This window comes from Risungbinella massiliensis (genome assembly GCF_000942395.1).
GTDB classification, from domain to species: domain Bacteria; phylum Bacillota; class Bacilli; order Thermoactinomycetales; family Thermoactinomycetaceae; genus Risungbinella; species Risungbinella massiliensis.
Genome location: NZ_LN812103.1, coordinates 1,198,273 through 1,215,697, shown reverse-complemented (window position 1 = coordinate 1,215,697; position 17,425 = coordinate 1,198,273). Strand labels below are relative to the sequence as shown.

15 protein-coding genes, 2 tRNA genes and 1 pseudogene are annotated in these 17,425 nt (G+C 38.4%); 7 read left to right on the top strand and 11 right to left on the bottom strand.

The window, feature by feature from the left end; all coding sequences use genetic code 11:
* Positions 1-5: 5 nt before the first annotated feature.
* The 6 genes from VJ09_RS17225 to VJ09_RS17200 form a co-directional block, all read right to left on the bottom strand.
* Positions 6-980, bottom strand: coding sequence for a lysylphosphatidylglycerol synthase transmembrane domain-containing protein (locus VJ09_RS17225; RefSeq protein ID WP_044642811.1), 975 nt, complete (start codon positions 978-980; stop codon positions 6-8).
* A gap of 13 nt (positions 981-993) precedes the next feature.
* Entirely contained in the window at positions 994-1,734 is a 741-nt protein-coding gene (locus VJ09_RS17220; RefSeq protein ID WP_044642810.1) for an SDR family oxidoreductase, read from the bottom strand.
* Position 1,735: 1 nt separating this feature from the next.
* Positions 1,736-3,094, bottom strand: coding sequence for an FAD-binding protein (locus VJ09_RS17215; RefSeq protein ID WP_044642809.1), 1,359 nt, complete (start codon positions 3,092-3,094; stop codon positions 1,736-1,738).
* 106 nt (positions 3,095-3,200) lie between these two features.
* Positions 3,201-4,109: a decaprenyl-phosphate phosphoribosyltransferase gene (locus VJ09_RS17210; protein WP_044642808.1), complete on the bottom strand. Its 909-nt coding sequence runs from the start codon at positions 4,107-4,109 to the stop codon at positions 3,201-3,203.
* Positions 4,110-4,577: 468 nt separating this feature from the next.
* A tRNA-Gly gene (locus tag VJ09_RS17205) sits at positions 4,578-4,648 on the bottom strand.
* A gap of 7 nt (positions 4,649-4,655) precedes the next feature.
* A tRNA-Leu gene (locus VJ09_RS17200) sits at positions 4,656-4,741 on the bottom strand.
* A 171-nt stretch (positions 4,742-4,912) separates the two neighbouring features.
* Between VJ09_RS17200 and VJ09_RS17195 the strand changes: the two genes are divergently transcribed.
* Positions 4,913-5,260: an EthD family reductase gene (locus VJ09_RS17195; RefSeq protein ID WP_044642807.1), complete on the top strand. Its 348-nt coding sequence runs from the start codon at positions 4,913-4,915 to the stop codon at positions 5,258-5,260.
* Positions 5,261-5,337: 77 nt separating this feature from the next.
* On the opposite strand, the gene VJ09_RS17190 is transcribed toward VJ09_RS17195, so the two are convergent.
* Both VJ09_RS17190 and tdh read right to left on the bottom strand, forming a co-directional pair.
* On the bottom strand, positions 5,338-6,513 hold the full coding sequence (locus VJ09_RS17190; protein ID WP_044642806.1) for a glycine C-acetyltransferase: 1,176 nt from the start codon (positions 6,511-6,513) through the stop codon (positions 5,338-5,340).
* A gap of 16 nt (positions 6,514-6,529) precedes the next feature.
* Positions 6,530-7,576, bottom strand: a complete 1,047-nt coding sequence (gene tdh, locus VJ09_RS17185) for an L-threonine 3-dehydrogenase (protein ID WP_044642805.1) — start codon at positions 7,574-7,576, stop codon at positions 6,530-6,532.
* A 188-nt stretch (positions 7,577-7,764) separates the two neighbouring features.
* Here tdh and VJ09_RS17180 point away from each other — a divergent pair, with 188 nt between their 5' ends.
* Both VJ09_RS17180 and VJ09_RS17175 read left to right on the top strand, forming a co-directional pair.
* A complete protein-coding gene (locus VJ09_RS17180; protein WP_044642804.1) occupies positions 7,765-8,358 on the top strand; it encodes a TetR/AcrR family transcriptional regulator in 594 nt (197 codons plus the stop codon).
* A gap of 96 nt (positions 8,359-8,454) precedes the next feature.
* Positions 8,455-9,111: a CPBP family intramembrane glutamic endopeptidase gene (locus VJ09_RS17175; protein ID WP_044642803.1), complete on the top strand. Its 657-nt coding sequence runs from the start codon at positions 8,455-8,457 to the stop codon at positions 9,109-9,111.
* A 48-nt stretch (positions 9,112-9,159) separates the two neighbouring features.
* On the opposite strand, the gene VJ09_RS17170 is transcribed toward VJ09_RS17175, so the two are convergent.
* Complete coding sequence (locus VJ09_RS17170; protein WP_044642802.1) at positions 9,160-9,753, bottom strand: xanthine phosphoribosyltransferase; 594 nt, start codon at positions 9,751-9,753, stop codon at positions 9,160-9,162.
* 88 nt (positions 9,754-9,841) lie between these two features.
* Entirely contained in the window at positions 9,842-10,588 is a 747-nt protein-coding gene (locus VJ09_RS17165; protein WP_044642801.1) for an MBL fold metallo-hydrolase, read from the bottom strand.
* Between the two features lie 340 nt (positions 10,589-10,928).
* Between VJ09_RS17165 and VJ09_RS17160 the strand changes: the two genes are divergently transcribed.
* The 3 genes and pseudogenes from VJ09_RS17160 to VJ09_RS19215 all read left to right on the top strand — a co-directional run bounded on the left by VJ09_RS17160 (position 10,929) and on the right by VJ09_RS19215 (position 14,806).
* On the top strand, positions 10,929-12,509 hold the full coding sequence (locus tag VJ09_RS17160) for a spore germination protein (protein WP_044642800.1): 1,581 nt from the start codon (positions 10,929-10,931) through the stop codon (positions 12,507-12,509).
* Positions 12,502-13,698 (top strand): Ger(x)C family spore germination protein, encoded by a 1,197-nt coding sequence (locus tag VJ09_RS17155; protein WP_044642799.1) that lies wholly within the window; start codon positions 12,502-12,504, stop codon positions 13,696-13,698. The genes VJ09_RS17160 and VJ09_RS17155 overlap by 8 nt, the downstream gene beginning before the upstream one ends.
* Positions 13,695-14,806, top strand: a pseudogene (locus tag VJ09_RS19215) (GerAB/ArcD/ProY family transporter). Before VJ09_RS17155 ends, VJ09_RS19215 begins: the two are co-directional and overlap by 4 nt.
* A gap of 442 nt (positions 14,807-15,248) precedes the next feature.
* Here the strand turns inward: VJ09_RS19215 and VJ09_RS17140 are convergent.
* A complete protein-coding gene (locus tag VJ09_RS17140) occupies positions 15,249-15,845 on the bottom strand; it encodes a TetR/AcrR family transcriptional regulator (protein WP_044642797.1) in 597 nt (198 codons plus the stop codon).
* Positions 15,846-16,281: 436 nt separating this feature from the next.
* On the opposite strand from VJ09_RS17140, the gene VJ09_RS17135 reads away from it, so the two are divergent.
* The gene (locus VJ09_RS17135) at positions 16,282-17,415 is read left to right on the top strand and encodes a cytochrome P450 (RefSeq protein ID WP_230199176.1); all 1,134 of its coding nucleotides are present in this window, start codon (positions 16,282-16,284) and stop codon (positions 17,413-17,415) included.
* Positions 17,416-17,425 lie beyond the last annotated feature (10 nt).

Below are 17,425 nucleotides of genomic sequence, written 5' to 3'. Positions count from 1 at the left end.
TCCCTTTATAGATATTCCTTTTTCTTACGCAAGAATACAGCCAATCCAATAAACACTCCCAACCATAAGGTTACCACGCGGATGAGCAGTGTCAAACTAGCAGCAGGTGCCACTGGAACATGAAACACTTGGGTAAGCATTCCTTGAATACTTCCTTCTGCAATCCCAAGCCCACCAGGAAGAAAGGAAATAGCTCCTAATAATGTACCAGCAGAAAAAACAAAAATATCTTGTACAAAAGTCAGATCCAACTTCAATGCATCTGCAAAAAGATACATCGAAACACATTCCATAAACCATGCCAGAGCACTTACCAATACAATCGGAAGGAACAGTCGGAACTTCAGCAATTCAAAGATATTGTCATAAAAGGTAACCAGTGTCTCACGGTGTTTTTGTAGGAATTTCACTTTTGTGATGAGATCAATAGATTTCATCGCTAGTTTGCGAGAGCGGAGAATAATCGTAATCCCTGCAAATGCTACTAAGAAGACAAAAAATAGAATTCTACCTAATGGAAAAAGCGATATCCCAAAAGCGATGAGAATCAACATAGAGAACATATCCGTTAGACGATCTACAAAGACTGCTGATGCAGAACGAGACATATCTACATTGGTCTTTTTTTTAATAAGAAAAGCTTTTAATAATTCTCCAGCTTTTCCTGGCGTGATCGACATAGACAATCCGATGAAAAAGATATAAAAACTCTCTTTCCAAGAAAGTTCAATCTCCAGTCGCTTTAGCATCCAGTGCCATTTTAGAAAGCGAATGAGATAGCTACTCAGTGTACAAGCAATGGCAAGTACGTAAACTGAAGTAGGAATCGTTCCTAATACGTTATAGATATCCGAAATATCGAAGTAAAAGAGGAAAGCTGCAATCACAGCAATCCCCAACATCATACCTGTAACTAGTCGTGAGACTAAGGTGTCTAATTTCTTTTGACTCTTACTATCTACTGTTGCCGCATCACTCATAATATCGCCCCTATTACATGCTCATCTTTTTAAAGATGAACTCTGGAATGGTTTTGACGACTCGCATGATGCCTCTCCAGAACCACGGAGCATAGACTACGTTTTTCTTGCCTTCGATCGCACTTACCATTACTTTGGCAACTTGTTCTGGAGTAGCTACCAGTGGCCCTTTAAGATCCAGATCTTTGGTCATCTTGGTTGCAATAAAACCAGGTTTTACTGTGACCACATGAACCCCTGATTTAGCCAAACGGTTGCGTAGTCCTTGAAGATAGAGTGAAGCTGCACCTTTTGATGATCCATATAAGAAGTTGCTTTGACGACCACGATCTCCTGCAACTGAGGTGATCGCACAGATCCAACCAGCTTTTTGTTTTTCCATGTAATTAGCAACATGGTTTAGCACCGATACTTTGGAAGTGAAATTGGTATGCAGAATTCGTTCTGCTTCCTCCCAATCTTGCTCCCCTTTTTTCTGATCACCAAGATAACCATGCGCCACGATTACTCCATCAAGACTTCCAAATGTAGCTACTGCCTTTTCAACACTCTCTTTATGAGATGCATAATCTAATCCATCAAAAGGCTGAGCCACAGCTTGGATTGGATATTTTTGGGCTAGTTCTGTTGCTTTTGCTGTGAGCGTATCCATGCGGCGCCCACCTAAAATGAGGTTGTATCCTTTGGCAGCCAAGATCTCTGCTGTGGAAAGTGCAACATCAGAGGTTGCCCCTACAATCCATACATTTTTCATCTTAAGCATCCCCCAGTAGATTCAGTCGTCGTGCCATAGAAGAATGGAAAACGTTATTTGGATCAATTTTCTTCTTAATTTCACGGAATTTATTTAGCTCTGGATACATTACTGGTACATATTCTGGAGTAAGTGCCGAGTCTTTTCCAAGATAAATCCGTCCATTATATTTCATCACGAGATCATCTAATTCACGCAACACACGGAACAGACCGTCTTTGATTGGTACATCCAAAGCCAATGTGTAACCTTTCATCGGGAAAGAAAGTAATCCTTCATTTCCTTCACCAAATGTTTTGAGTACCGCCAAGAATGAAGATAGTTTTTCATCACTAAGACGGGTTAGTAGATCCACAAGTCCTTGACGCCCCACTTCACCTGGTGGGAATGCAACTTGGTACTGCACAAATCCTTTACGACCATAACCCCGGTTCCAGTTATGAACCATATCAAGCGGATAGAAGAATGGATCATAGTGAACTACTTTGTCGCCAGTACTGTTGATTCCATAATATACAGCATTGAATGCCTTAATGGTAGTTGGATTCAACAAGGAACTCGGTAAATAAAAAGGAACATTTACTTTTAATTTGGACTCAAGTTTCAATGGTTTTTTCGATGCCGGTAATTTGTCTGCTGGTGTGTGATTTCCACGCATCAACACCGAACGACCAAGTGAATCACCCGAAGCGATACAGTCAATCCATGCTACCGAGTACGTATATTTATCATCATTTAATAGGAATTGCTCAAGCGCCTCATCCAAGTTTTTGGTTTTATCATAGTGAACATCAAAATAAGATGTTTCAATCGGCTTTAGTTTGATACGTGCTTTTAAAATCATCCCGGTAAGACCAATTCCACCAATTGTCGCCCAGAAAACATCGGCGTTTTCTTCACGAGAACAATGCAAGATTTCACCTGTACCAGTTAACAGATCAAAATCAAGTACGAAGTTAGCAATAGATCCATCTTTATGGTGGTTTTTACCGTGCACATCGTTTGCAATAGCTCCACCCATTGTTACAAACTTCGTTCCTGGAGTAACCGGTGGGAAAAATCCTTGTGGAACAAATTGGTGCAATAGGTCTTCATAGGAGACTCCCGCTTCACATTCGACAATTCCAGTTGCAGGATCAAAAGAGAGAATTCGATTCAACTTATCGTTCATCAAAAGACCATTGGACTCGTTAAGCGCAGTGTCACCATAACTACGACCGAGACCACGACCTAAATAACTAGATTCTTGTTTGGAGGTGATCAATTCCTGGATTTCTTCGACCTTTGATGGATAATATACTGTGTTTTCTTGCCAAGGATAGTTTCCCCAACCAGTCATCTGTTTTTTGGTTGCATTCATCTCTCTACACTCCCGTGTCAATTATTATATATAGTAGAAAATGAAGTTTCTAAGAAAGAAGGACTGTCTAGGTTCTTACTCAACTAGACAGACCCTCCAAATTGGTTTAATCAAAATAAGATAAGATAGTCATCGTTGATACTGCATATAAAACTACTGTTACCAATACATGACGATCAGTAAGCAGTACTTTCTCTGGAGTACCACCTTTATTCTCTATATGAACTAGATAGAGATAACGGAAAATTCCATATACCACAAACGGAACTGTCCACATCAAGTGGGTATGCCCAGATACGGATGTAAACATTGCATAACAGATGATTGTAGCGGTTGTCACAATCGTATTGAGTTGATTCAACAGATCGACTGAATAACTGTGCAATACTTTACGAGTTGTGCCTTTGGTCTCTTTTGCTTGCATCAATTGCACTTCATGGCGGCGTTTACTGATTGCCAAAAAGAGGGAAAGCCACAAGATACAAAGCAAGAACCAAGGGGTAAATGGAACGTCAATGGACAATCCACCTGCGATGGCACGTAACACAAAACCAGCTGCAATAATCATAACGTCCAAAATTACAATGTGCTTTAAACGGAGAGAGTAACTTACATTTAGCACAAAGTAAACTAGCAGGACGAGAGCAAAAAGCGGATTTAGCATATAGCCGACCACTAGAGAGAAAGAAAGCAGTAATACACCAAAAATGATCGCAAACTGTGGATTCAAAGCACCGGATGCCATGGGACGATGCTTCTTCTCTGGATGCAAGCGATCTGCTTCCCGGTCTACATAATCATTCAAAATGTAAACACAGCCTGAAATAAAGCTGAACAGGAAGAAGGCAATCACCGATTTCGACAGTTCCATCTTGCTAATCTGAGTGATCGAAAAAAGCGGGGCCGCAAAAATCAGCAAGTTTTTCGTCCATTGTTTTGGACGCAACTGCTTCAACAATAAAACAAATACGTTTGCTGATGCGACCGAGCTCTTTGTTTGAGGGACTGTATTCATCCATTACTCCTCCTAATAGAATTCATAATCTCCTTTTTGAGAGGAAGATTTGTTTGCGGTTTCTGTCCTTCATTTTTTCGTTTAGATTACAGATATATTTCGCAGCTGTTACAACTTTTTCTATCCTACTATAACTAATAGAAAAAATCTAGAAAAAAGAAATACGTTAACCATATTGCAATAAAGTTTTTGCAGAAAATAAAGAGAACGGAGATTACAGATTTCCTTCTTAGCTATCTCTCCACTTTATGATTTATTTCATTTATTATTCATTCATATTACAAGATAATTACATCCCCTAATACCAGAAGAAGCTTATATAAGCTAACCCAATTTTACTTTGTCTAGTTCAACCTTTCTGCGGATATTTTCCTTAAATAGACAATAGATAATACACAGCTACCTCGTCTCTCATAAAGAAAAAATCCCCCATTTAATGGGGGATTTTTTCTCCTTTTCCATAAAGGAAGCGAATAGGGGGAATCGAATCCCCGCTGTTGGTTTGGGAAGCCAAAGTTCTACCACTGAACTACATTCACAATATAATGCCGAGGGTCGGGCTCGAACCGACACGATAGTCACCTACCGCAGGATTTTAAGTCCTGTGCGTCTGCCTATTCCGCCACCCCGGCTTTTTAGCATGAGTACATTCTAACAAATCATGAGTAAAAAAACAATTATTTTATGAAAAAAGAAGTGTTGATTCATTATTTTTTTAAAATTATCGTTTTGGTCACTGTTCATATCGAGATTATTATTTTATTCTAACCTTATTAGTATTTTTTGTAGATGGAGTGATACATTTGATAAAAGTCATAGCTTTCTTCAATCCTGTTCAAGATTCTGATTCATTTGCCCAATACTTTGAAGAGCATATGGTTCCTAAATTCTTAACGCTCCCTGGTGTAATTAAAATGAATGTTACTCGCATTCTAGATCAATTGGTTGCCAGTAACCCCAATCCTTATTTTATGTATACTGAAATTTATTATCCTAGTTTAGAAGCATACGAAAATGGATTTGTACATATGAATCCGGACTCACAACAAATACTACAGGAATTTATGGATTTAGCTGGTCATATCTCGGTTCTTAATATTGGCACAGAGCATACTTACCGTAATCTACAAACCTCCACTGCGTTCTATTAATCACTATTAAATCGCTCCAATACATAAGAAAACAACCTCGTCGCCAACAGGCTAAAGAGGTTGTTTTTGATTTTAATTTAAATGACCCCTAATTTTTTTCCTACACTCGCAAATGATTGTAATGCTAGTTCTAAATCCTCTTGTGTATGAATTGCCGAAACAATGGTCCGAATTCGTGCTTTCCCTTTTGCTACAGTTGGAAAAACAATTCCTTGTGCATATACTCCTTCATGAAATAGCTCATCGGAGAACTGCATGGTAAGAGCATCATCCCCAATCATAACAGGCGTAATCGGTGTTTGACTCTCACCGATGTCAAATCCTAACTGCGACAAGCCATTTTTAAGAAAACGAGCGTTTTCCCAAAGTCGATCGATCACCTCAGGTTCCTGCAATAGGACATCCAACGCTGCTTCACACGCTGCTGTTACTGCTGGTGGGTGAGAAGTACTAAACAAAAACGGTCGCGCCCGGTGAATAAGATAGTCTTTTAGTACTTGAGGTCCTGCTACATAACCTCCTAATACGCCAATCGCCTTGGATAGCGTACCGACTTGAATATGTACCCGACCATGTAGTCCAAAATGGTCTACCGTACCACGACCATTTGCCCCCAATACCCCACTTGCATGAGCATCGTCCACCATGACTAATGCATCATACTTCTCAGCAAGTTCTACAATCTCTGGTAATAAGGCAATATCCCCATCCATACTAAATACTCCATCGGTAATCACGAGGCGTACTCGTGCTTCTTGAGTTTCCTGGAGCGCTTTTTCTAAATCAACTAAGTCAGAATGTCGATAAATACGACGTTTTGCCTTAGTAAGACGAATTCCATCAATAATGCTTGCGTGGTTTAATTCGTCACTAATCACCACATCATTTTCTCCTAGAACCGAGGCAACTACCCCTACATTTGCAGTAAAACCGGACTGAAAAACAAGTGCTGCTTCGGTATGCTTGAATTTTGCGAGTCGTTGCTCATACTCCTCATGCATCGAAAATGTACCCGCAATGGTACGTACAGATCCAGTACCTGCACCGTATTTTTCTACTGCTTCTAGAGCTGCACTTTTTAGACGGGGATGAGTAGTAAGTCCTAAATAGTTGTTAGCAGAAAGTTGAATGACCTCTTTGCCATTGATTACAACTCGTGCCCCTTGTGATGATTCAATTTCGGTCAATGGACGAAACGTTCCCTTTGCTTTCCATTCTTGAATCTCTTGTTCTAAGTGTGTAAACCCTTTCATTTAACTTCCCCTCTCCTCAGTCTAATTGAAATACGACTTTCCCGCATTTTCCAGCCTTCATTAATTCAAAACCTTCTTCGTAGTCTTCCAAAGTTATGCGATGTGTAATAAGTGGTTTCAAATCTACTTGACCTGATTCGAGTAAACCAGCTACTTGTTGCCAAGTATCGTACATTCTCCGCCCCGTAATTCCCTTTACAGTTATTCCTTTGAAAACGATATCATTGGTAATATCAATCGTAACTGGGCTAGTTGGTAAGCTAAGAACCGAAATACGTCCACCAGGAGTGACCATCTTGAAGGCTTGATCCATCGCTACTGGGTGACCTGACATCTCTAACACCACATCTACCCCGTCTCCTTTTGTAAAGGAGTGGATCTCCTTTAAAACATCTACTCGGTGCGAACGAATCAAATCTGTTGCCCCCATAGTTTCAGCTAAATCCAAACGATAATCGTTGACATCCAATGCGATCACTCGAGAGGCTCCAGAGGCTTTGGCAACGGCTACTGCCATTAAGCCAATCGGACCACAGCCGACAACTGCCACACTACGTCCTGCCACTTCACCTGAAAGTACAGTATGAACTGCATTTCCCATTGGCTCCATAATGGAAGCGATTTCAAAAGGTAGTTCTTTCGAATTAATCCAGATGTTATCAGCAGGTAGCTTTACATATTTGGTAAAACAACCTTCTCGATCTACCCCGATAATTTTCGTATTGAGACACACATGTGCATCCCCACGTCGACATGCTACGCAGTGACCACATACAATATGAGTCTCAGCGGAAACATGATCTCCTACTTTCACATGCTTTACTTGAGAGCCAACCTGAACTACCACACCACCGAACTCATGACCAAATGTGTAAGGTGGTTTTACTCGGCTTTTTGCCCAATCATCCCATGTATAAATATGTACATCTGTACCACAGATACTGGTAGCTTTTACCTCTACCAATACTTCATCAGGAGCAAGATCCTCAGGGATCTCTACTAGTTGTATAAATGCACCTTCTCCTGCTTGATGTTTGACTAGTGCAGGCATTAGTCCATCCATAAAAGCACTCCCTCTCCCAAAGTCCAATGGTTTTCTATATTTCAGCTTCATTATATACGATGAACAAGCATCGAGGTATCAACAACTATTATTCGTAAAATGCACAAAATTCATTTTGACAGTCATTAATTCATCTGATAAATTAAAAGCGAACCTTAGTTCACTTTTAATACCAAAGGATTGTTTACATGCAAACTTTAAAGAAAGAAGTAAAAGAATCGATTTTGAAGGCAGGTATTCAAGAGTTTTACGAGAAGGGATTTCTCGGTGCCTCCATGCGCAACATAGCTTTTCGCTCAAATGTATCCGTTGGGAATGTCTATCGATATTTTCAAAATAAAGAGAGACTGTTTGAAGAAATCGCAAGACCATTCTTCCAAGAATTGAAGAACTTATTCGACTCACCTACAGAATCGAAATTCAAATCGCTATCTCTCCAAAAAGCATTGGTAATATTGAAAGAGCATTTTATTCCCCTAATTATTCAAAATAGAAAGCTATTAATCATTTTATATGATCGTAGCGAGGGTACACCCTATGCTGAGTTTAAAGAGATTTGGACAAACTTGATTAGCAAACAGTTCTGCCACTATATTTCGATTTACAACCAGAAGTTTCCTAACTTACCGTTTGACGAGCGTATAGCCCTTCCTGCTGCAACCAGTTTTTTAGAAGGTATTATTCAAATTGCAAGAGATTACGAATCACCTGAGGACATCAATAACCTTACGCTAGAGTTTATTCGACTTTACTTTTATTGGAGTATTACAAAAGAAGAATAAATATTGAAAGCCTCACCCATCGCAAAAAATGCATGGGTTTTTAAAATCATCAAAAAATGAACACAGGTTCATTATATAACAAATGGAGGGATCTTGATGAATGTCTTATCCAGTCAACAAAAAGCACTAATCCTGCTAGCTCCTTTACTAGTTATCGTTCAGGTTATCGCGTTTCAATTATTCGATTTGTGGGATCATACATGGGGGTATCTACTCGGTTTTCTTTTCTATTGGTTTCTTTGGTGTATTCCCCTTACAATAATAGTTTGTTTCAAACGGAAAATCGGTTTAAAACAACTATATGCACCCATTGTGGATCAACAATCAAATCTAGTTGCTCTATTTCTAGTATTTTTACCTGCTGTTTCTACTGGAATTGTTGTATTCTCTGAGTATGTAACCATTGTTGACCGGAATGTGATCTTCCTTGCCCTCTTATTTGCTCTTATCAATGCTCCTTTAGAAGAACTATTGTGGAGAAAAGTTTATCCGATGATATTTCCACGAAGCATTTGGTGGGGCTTTCTATATCCAACAATATGTTTTACTGCATGGCATTTTGCACCTGCATTGGTTAGAGATTCAGGAATGGAAGGTGGAATAACTGCCTTTGTAGGAGGTGCCCTTTTTATGGGGTTGGTTTGGGGTTGGTATTCCTATCGATACCAAACGATTATTCCCTCTACCATAGCTCACATATTAACTAACTTTTTTGCATTTACAGGGTTTCTACATGTTAATTTTTTTGCTTAAAAAAACCTGCCTAAATTGGCAGGTTTTTTAATAGTAGATAGAATCAAATTATGTCGATGTGGCTGCTGTCTCTTCAACAAAAGTGACTTTCCCATCTTGCAAAGCCTTTACTCTAGCTAACGACTCTACTCGTAGACCTTTTTCTTTCAGGATTGCCGCTCCGTCTTGGAACGATTTCTCAATCACTATTCCTACTCCAGCAATACTGGAACCTGCTTGTTCCGCAATTTCTACCAATCCTTGAACTGCTTGTCCATTGGCTAAAAAGTCATCCAAAATAAGGATTCGATCTTGATCGGTCAAAAATGATTTGGCGACTGCGATTGGATTGGTCTCTTGTTTGGTAAACGAGTAAACTTTTGCTTCATAGAGATCTGCTGAAAGAGTTAATGACTTCCGTTTTCTAGCAAAGACAACTGGTACATTTAACTCTAAACCAGTCATAACAGCCGGTGCGATCCCAGAAGACTCGATAGTCAGGATTTTCGTAATCCCTTCATTTTGGAAAAGGCGAGCAAATTCTGCTCCGATCTCTTTCATAAGAACTGGATCAATCTGATGATTTAAGAATGTATCCACTTTTAATACCTGCTCTGATAATACTCGACCTTCTTGTTCAATCTTTCTCTGCAAACTCCGCAAGATGAACCCTCCCTAAAAAATAACAGGACAGGAATCATCCTGTCCAACGAACATTTCCTCTTATTATATCTCGATAGTTCGTATTTTTCTAGTTGAACTCAAAACTCAATCCAGAGTAAGCAGCTTGAATTTTTCCTTGGTAGCTTGCTTTTGCTTCCTTCACCAATAATTCTGGATTAATCGCTGGATAAAGATGAGTTAGCCAGAGTTCTTTTGCTTGCATTTGCTTCGCTACTTGACCTGCTTGTCGGGAGGAAAGATGCCCAGTTGGTTCTTTTGGTTCCATCGATATAGGAAAAGTAGATTCGAGAATTGCAAGATTAGGATTACGCTCCATCTTACTCCAATTTGTATTGGGGCCGGAATCCGCGCCGTACAAAATGGTAGTAGAACCAACTTGTATTCTCATTGCATAGCAAGGGATCGCATGCTCTGTCTGATAAAATCGGATACTTGCATTTTCAGCTAATGTAACTTCTAGACCTTCTGATATTTCTAGGACTTCAAATGCTTCTTTATATGGCAGCATTTTAAAACGATCTATTGGTCGGTTTGGTGAATAGACAGGGACACTGTTCGTTCTTTCCTTCAAATGAAGAGATAACCAAATTCCATATTGCAACGTCAAGAAGTCAGAAAAATGGTCGGAGTGCAAATGCGAAAGAAAAACACCATCTAACTTAGCTAACGGAATATACTTAGCGAGCTGAGCAAGCACACCACTTCCACAATCAATTAAGTAGTTTTTTTCTTTCACTTGTAGCAAATATCCAGGTGTAGCCCCTCCTGGACCAGGGGAAGGGGAATGGCAACCTAATACAATTAGTCGATTCACTAATCATCTGTCCTTTCTATTAATGATTCTTTCAAGATAACGTAACCAGAAAATCAGACTCAACGTTAAGTTGTTACTTTATTGTTTTGTAAAACACCATAGGTGTATCTAATACTAACTTGTTGCATTAATCCAAGTTAAATGTAGGCGCGACGCCGGTTTTCCCGCTTCTGCTTGTCCTGTCTGTCCTGAGGGATCTGCTCTGACTCCCTACCACTCATATTAGTCTCATCTCAAAAGGGGAAAACCTCTGGCTTTAGGTTCATTATGCAACATGCTCTAATACATTTTATTCATTAAGTGGGTCATACTAACAGAAAAATTTGGTAAGAGGTATCTTATGAGATGGGTCAGAAAAGATCAGAAAAAAACAGTTTTTGATTTAAAAAGTGATGTAATCAAAGAAAGTCCCCTTTCCTCATTCAGTAAAGAGAACTTGAACCGTCTATCCAAAGATTTAGGATCAAGCCCTGATTTAATACAACGAACCATCTATCCAGATTATATGACCAAAACTCCAGTTGGAATCGTCTATATCAGCGGTTTAGTAAAAGAAGACATAATCAATCAATCCATTGTACAACCAATCTTAAACTACTACAGTCCAACTGAACAAAAAGTCCAAAATACCTATGAGTTCATTCGAAAGCATGTTCTTTCTAATGCTAATTTGCGTAGTGAGAATAATTGGAAGCAGATTATCACTGCACTATTATCTGGTAGTACGATTTTATTTATTGAAGGCTTTCCCTCAGCATTAATTGCCAATGTAGCTGGTGGGGTAACTAAGCCAATTTCTGAACCTACCTCTCAAACTGTGATTCGAGGTCCAAAAGATAGTTTTACGGAATCAATACAAACGAACATTGCATTAGTGCGACGTCGTATTAAAAGCCCAAATTTATGGATGCATCAACTTACCATTGGAAATATCTCTCAAACGACCGTTTCCGTAATGTATATCAATGGAGTAGTAAATCGGAAAATAGTGGATGAAGTTATCCAAAAACTTTCGGAAATTGAGATCGATGGTGTTTTGGAATCAGGATATCTAGAATCTTTTATAGAAGATAAAGCCTTTTCTCCCTTTCCAACTGTTTTTTCTACAGAAAGACCTGATGTTATCGCCGGAAATCTCTTGGAGGGGCGAGTTGCCATTTTTATAGATAATACACCATATGTTTTGGTTGCTCCTACTAGTTTTACACAGTTTTTTCAATCTGTAGAAGACTATGCTCAACGGTATGACATCGCCACTTTTCTTCGTATTATTCGGTACTTTTCTTTTATCGTCTCTATTTTAGCGCCATCTATATATGTTGCTTTAACAGCCTTTCATCCAGAAATGATTCCTACTCAGCTTCTGGTCAATTTGGCAGGTCAGCGTGAAAATCTTCCTTTTCCCTCGCTAATAGAAGCTCTTGCAATGGAATTAACATTTGAAGTAATTCGAGAGGCTGGGATTCGAGCTCCAAAAGCTTTAAATACAGCAGTAACCATTGTTGGAGCAATTGTAATTGGAGAAACTGCGGTTACTGCCGGACTTGTATCACCTGCTATGGTAATAGTTGTCGCAATCACTGCGATCGCTAGCTTTGCCACTCCCTCATTTCCTATTGCAATTTCAGCACGTTTGGTTCGTTTTCCATTAATCTTCTTAGCAGCAACTTTAGGATTATTCGGAGTAACCATTGGAACTATTTTAATCGTTGCCCATATGAACACCTTGCATTCCTTTGGGGTTCCATATCTTGCGCCATTCTCTCCTTATATTAAAGAGGATCAAAAAGATACGATTGTACGTGTTCCATTGTGGGCACTTCGGTCTCGTCCCAAGACATTACACACAGAGAATCCTATTCGTATTCCAAAAGACAAGAAGTTTTCCATTCAATTACCAAAGGGTGAAAAGAGTGAATAAATGGTTGTCACTTTCTATTAGTTTCGTCCTATTCTTTTTTGCTACTGGCTGTTGGAATCATAGGGAGCTGAATGATATTGCGATTGTTACAGCGATGGGGATCGACAAGCTAGAGGGGGCGAAACGTTATGAGGTTTCTTTTCAGGTTGCCAATCCGAGTACATTGGCACAAGCTACTGCCACCAATCCAGCTACCTCCATTCTCGTTTATTCAGCAGAAGGTGATACGCTTCATGAAGCCACTACTAATGCCACTCTAAAAGTTCCTCGGCAACTTTTTTTTGCACATAAACGAGTCATTGTCATTGGAGAGAGCCTTGCAAGAGAAGGAATTAAGAGTTTTTTTGATGTAATAGAGCGAGATCCAGAAGGAAGGGTTAGTTACCAAGTTCTGATCGCACAAGGTCATCCTGCGAAAAAATTTGTTAGCGCTTTATCCCATTTAGACCGTATTTCCGGATTCGATTTAGACCAAAAACTAGGAAGAACAAACAACGGGAATGATGAAAATCTCAGAATCGAAGTAAATGATGTGATTGATGCCCTTTCAAGTCCTGGAAAAGAGCTTGTGATTCCTGGAGTTTATATCGAAGGAGATGAGAAGAAAATTGCTTCAGAAGATAATGTAAAAGAAGCAAATCCAGGTATTATCGGCGTTAAAGAGTTAGCTATGTTTCGAAAAGATCAATTGATCCGTTGGTTAGACAAGAGATTGTATGATGCTGTAACCCTTGTACGAAATCCAGTTCACAATTTAACTGTAGTAATAGACTGTGACAACGAGAAAAACCGAATTTCCTTTCCCTTAGAACGATCAAAACCAGAATTAAGGATAACGGAGAAATTAGGTAAATTATCAATAGATGTAAACGTCCTAATCGAAGGAGATATCATCGAAAGCGGATGTTATACAAACTTAGAAGATCTGAAAGTGATCCGAGAGATTGAACAGAAAGTATCAAAAGAAGTGGAAACAAATATAAAAGAGGTTGTTCAAATCGCTCAAGAAGAAAAAACAGATATATTCGGATTTGGAGAGGTATTACATAGGAGCCATCCAGATTTATGGGTTAAATACAAAAATAAATGGTCCTCTTCTTTTTCTGAAGCACTTGTGAAAGTGAAAGTTCAATCAGCTGTACGAAATGCCGGTTTAAGAACCAATCCATATCAAGTAGACAAGGAATGATTACATTGGAAAACACCAAAATGACCCTAAGCCAATTTTTTCATTTAATTATTATTTTTGAGTTAGGTACATCCGTAGTAATTGGTTTAGGTCTAGAAGCAAAGCAAGACGCTTGGATTTCCATTCTTCTAGCTCTTTTAGGAGGAATTACGCTTTTTGGGGTCTATACGACGCTTTTCAAACAATACCCTACTCAACCAATAACTAGCTATATACGCCGAATTCTAGGAAATTACCTTGGTTGGCCGATTAGTCTTCTCTACTTAATTTATTTCTTGTATATTAGTGCACGAGTACTTATGGATACTACTACCCTATTAAGAATTGCTTGGTTAGATAAAACCCCGACTTTAGTAATCATCGGAGTATTGATTATTGCTAGTATGTATCTCTTATTTCATGGGATTCAATGTTTGTCTAAAACAGGGGTATTCTTTAATTTTATTTATTTAGCAGGTATTATTCTTGCATTGTTTGCTCTGGCTTAGTAGACCTCCATAACTTATTACCCATAGGAGAAAATTGGCGATTAATCTTTCAAACGGCTTTTCCTCCTGTCTTCACATTTCCCTTTGGAGAAATAATTGCTTTTACTATGCTATTACCTTATATCCGAGAGAGAGAACAAGTTTTTAAAGTTGGAATGAAGGCTCTTATTTGGAGTGGCATCATTCTCACGTTAACGATCATTATAGATATTAGTATTCTCGGAAGTTCTGTTGTCGGAAGGGCTCCCTTTCCATTACTAACTACTATGGGAAAAATAGATATCCAAAAATTTCTTCAGAGGTTGGACGTATTATCTGCCTTAATTTTAGTCATAGGGAGCTTTTTCAAATATACCATCTTTTATTACATTACACTCCTTGCAGCAACGGATGTTTTTCAATTCAAGAACCATCGACAACTAATCTTACCAATAGGCAGTATTTTACTTGTTTTTTCTTTAATCATTGCCCCAAACATTTCAGAACACCTTAAGGAAGGATTAGAAATAGTACCATTCTTCCTTCATTTGCCTTTTCAAGTTGGGATTCCTCTTCTACTACTGATCATTCATTTTTTGAAAAGTCGATACAAAAAAAGAGAGCAAACCATCACTGGTTAGCTCTCTTTTTTTTGATATAGTGCCAGAGGACTTGCAGAAAAGGAGATAAAAGAAATAGGATTATCAAGATTATTTCGGAAAGCTCAAGTACATAAGACTGAGAATTGAGAAATTGTATTGCTTCTGTCATAGGAATTCCTAATAGAAGATTTAACCCAAATGTCATCCCTATAGCAAGCAAGAATAAGAACAAATAGACTCCTATTATCTTCATTTCTCCACCCCTGTTCCTGATCTTGGTTCCTTGATAGTTTAACCAAGATCAGTTATTTCAAATAAAAGAATTGATATACAAACCTTTTATTCTCAACAAGATGGAAAAAGCATTCTCTCAATCTGTTTACTATAGGTGAGCCTAGAGGAATAAAGGCCTTTTACTGAGTTAGTTAGTATTTTACAAACAAAAACAGTCATGTCATTTTTATTTTTAGTACAGCTTACGTTATTCAACATCGGTTTGAGGTTTACCCATTAAGCCATAGTAGAAGAGTCTGTTTAAATCTAAAAGCACTGCTTGATTTGTATGAGCAAAAAAATCTGGTTGAGCTAGTGCTTCTTTAAATAGTTGAATGTAGATTAAGATGGCATCAAAGGAGATGTTTTGGTCTACATACCCTTCCTTCTTACCTTGTTCAATCATTTTTATCATTAGAGGAAGTGTTTTCTTTTGGTAAAAGTCATCCATAAATTCAAGAATGAGTGGATTATTCACATTTGACTGAATAAAATCCAGGTTCAACTTTTTTGCAGTCTCATTACCATCGAATATGATTTTCTCCATTTTTTCAGGAAAAGGGCTATTTCCCTCTAATATCTCGTCGTATTTCTCAATTGACTCATTCATAAATTCAGCAATTACATTTTTTAAAAGCTCATCTTTGCTACCAAAATAATTATAAATGGTTACTGGTGATACATTTGCACCTTTTGCTATTTCCACAATACTAACCTTTTCTACTCCATATGTAGTAAATAAATCAAAAGCTGCTTTACGAATTTTTATTTTCTTTAGTTCCGTTCGACGTTGATATCCATCCATCTATTTCACCTCGATCATAATATACTAAATGATTTGTAATCAATCAATAAAATAAATTCAAAATATATTGATTATAACCTAGTGAACAGATATTATGAAATATATAAATCATTTTTATTCATTTCATTCAAAAGAGGTGTATGGATGGGACATTTAAAGGGGAATGCAAGTTTTACACCACAACAGACCATACCTGGACCACATGCTTTGCTTGGATGGAGAATGAACTTGCTCAAGTTTTATCGGAACCCTCTTACCTACTCACGCTGGTTGTATAAAACTTATGGAAAACTGGTCTCACTAAAACGGGGGGGATACTTCTTATATCTTTGCCTTTGGACCAGAACTAAACTATCAACTGCTAACCAATCCAGATCTCTTTGGTGCCAGTGCTACACTTTTAGATAAGTTACCAAAAGAGAATGTATTAGGTCGGATGTTTTTTAACAACCTTTCACTCATGACTGGAGAAAAGCATAAACAACATCGTCGCCTTATACAACCGGCGTTCCATAAACAACAAATAATACAATATTGCAATGATATGGTTACACTTACACATCAATTACTCGATGACTGGCAAGATCGATCAGTCATTGATTTGAACCTTGAAATGAAAAACTTGACACAAAGGATTGCTGTAAAAACACTCTTTGGAATATATAACGAAATCGAACTAAATCATGTTAGCATACTTATCGAACGTATGACAAAATCCCTACCACTAGTTGCACTAGTTCCCATCAATTTTCCAGGAACACCTTACTATCGAACCTTACGTATAGCTGAACAATTGGATGTCTTTATACAATCGTTGATAGAACAAAAGCGGGCACAATCAGATTCAAATGCAACAGATATACTAGTATCTCTGATAGATGCCTATGATGAAGATGGAGCAAAGCTGAGTGATGAAGAACTTATTGGTCACACATTTTCATTATTTGTCGCAGGACATGAAACCACCGCGAATGCATTAACTTGGGCGATCTTCTTGCTGTGTCAGCACCCTAAAGTGCTTGTTGATCTTCTTGATGAACTTGCTGGAACTTTGCATGGCAATCCACCAACCATTGAAAAACTACCTAAACTCCCACTACTCGAAGGTATTGTTAAAGAGACCTTGCGTTTACTTCCGCCAGCAAGTATTGGCACTAGAATAACAAACGCTCCATGCAATCTCGGCGGCTTTGATCTACCCAATGGATCCAATATCATTTTCAGTCAATTTATAACTCATCGCTTACCTGAACTATATGACAATCCGGATCACTTTCAACCTGAGCGTTGGGCAACTCTCAAACGATCTCCATATGAGTACCTACCATTCAGTGCTGGACCACACATGTGTATCGGTTGGTCCTTTGCCATGCAGGAATTGAAAGTAGTATTAGCAACACTCCTTCAGCAGTATCGTTTCTCCGTAATCCCTAATACAAAAATCGAACCAAATCTTTTAATGCGTCCTAAATATGGAATGCCCATGCAACTTTTCCGACAAGACTATCGTTTTCAACAAGTATCTGTTCGCGGGTCCATTAACCAACTAGTTGATTTTCCTGTAAATTAGAATGTATTTA

Excerpts from the sequence above, each read along its gene's own strand:
- VJ09_RS17225 (WP_044642811.1), bottom strand. The coding sequence starts at position 980 with ATGAGTGATGCGGCAACAGTAGATAGTAAGAGTCAAAAGAAATTAGAC.
- VJ09_RS17220 (WP_044642810.1), bottom strand. The coding sequence starts at position 1,734 with ATGAAAAATGTATGGATTGTAGGGGCAACCTCTGATGTTGCACTTTCC.
- VJ09_RS17215 (WP_044642809.1), bottom strand. The coding sequence starts at position 3,094 with ATGAATGCAACCAAAAAACAGATGACTGGTTGGGGAAACTATCCTTGG.
- VJ09_RS17210 (WP_044642808.1), bottom strand. The coding sequence starts at position 4,109 with ATGAATACAGTCCCTCAAACAAAGAGCTCGGTCGCATCAGCAAACGTA.
- VJ09_RS17190 (WP_044642806.1), bottom strand. The coding sequence starts at position 6,513 with ATGAAAGGGTTTACACACTTAGAACAAGAGATTCAAGAATGGAAAGCA.
- tdh (WP_044642805.1), bottom strand. The coding sequence starts at position 7,576 with ATGGATGGACTAATGCCTGCACTAGTCAAACATCAAGCAGGAGAAGGT.
- VJ09_RS17180 (WP_044642804.1), top strand. The coding sequence starts at position 7,765 with ATGCAAACTTTAAAGAAAGAAGTAAAAGAATCGATTTTGAAGGCAGGT.
- VJ09_RS17175 (WP_044642803.1), top strand. The coding sequence starts at position 8,455 with ATGAATGTCTTATCCAGTCAACAAAAAGCACTAATCCTGCTAGCTCCT.
- VJ09_RS17160 (WP_044642800.1), top strand. The coding sequence starts at position 10,929 with ATGAGATGGGTCAGAAAAGATCAGAAAAAAACAGTTTTTGATTTAAAA.
- VJ09_RS17140 (WP_044642797.1), bottom strand. The coding sequence starts at position 15,845 with ATGGATGGATATCAACGTCGAACGGAACTAAAGAAAATAAAAATTCGT.
- VJ09_RS17135 (WP_230199176.1), top strand. The coding sequence starts at position 16,282 with ATGTTTTTTAACAACCTTTCACTCATGACTGGAGAAAAGCATAAACAA.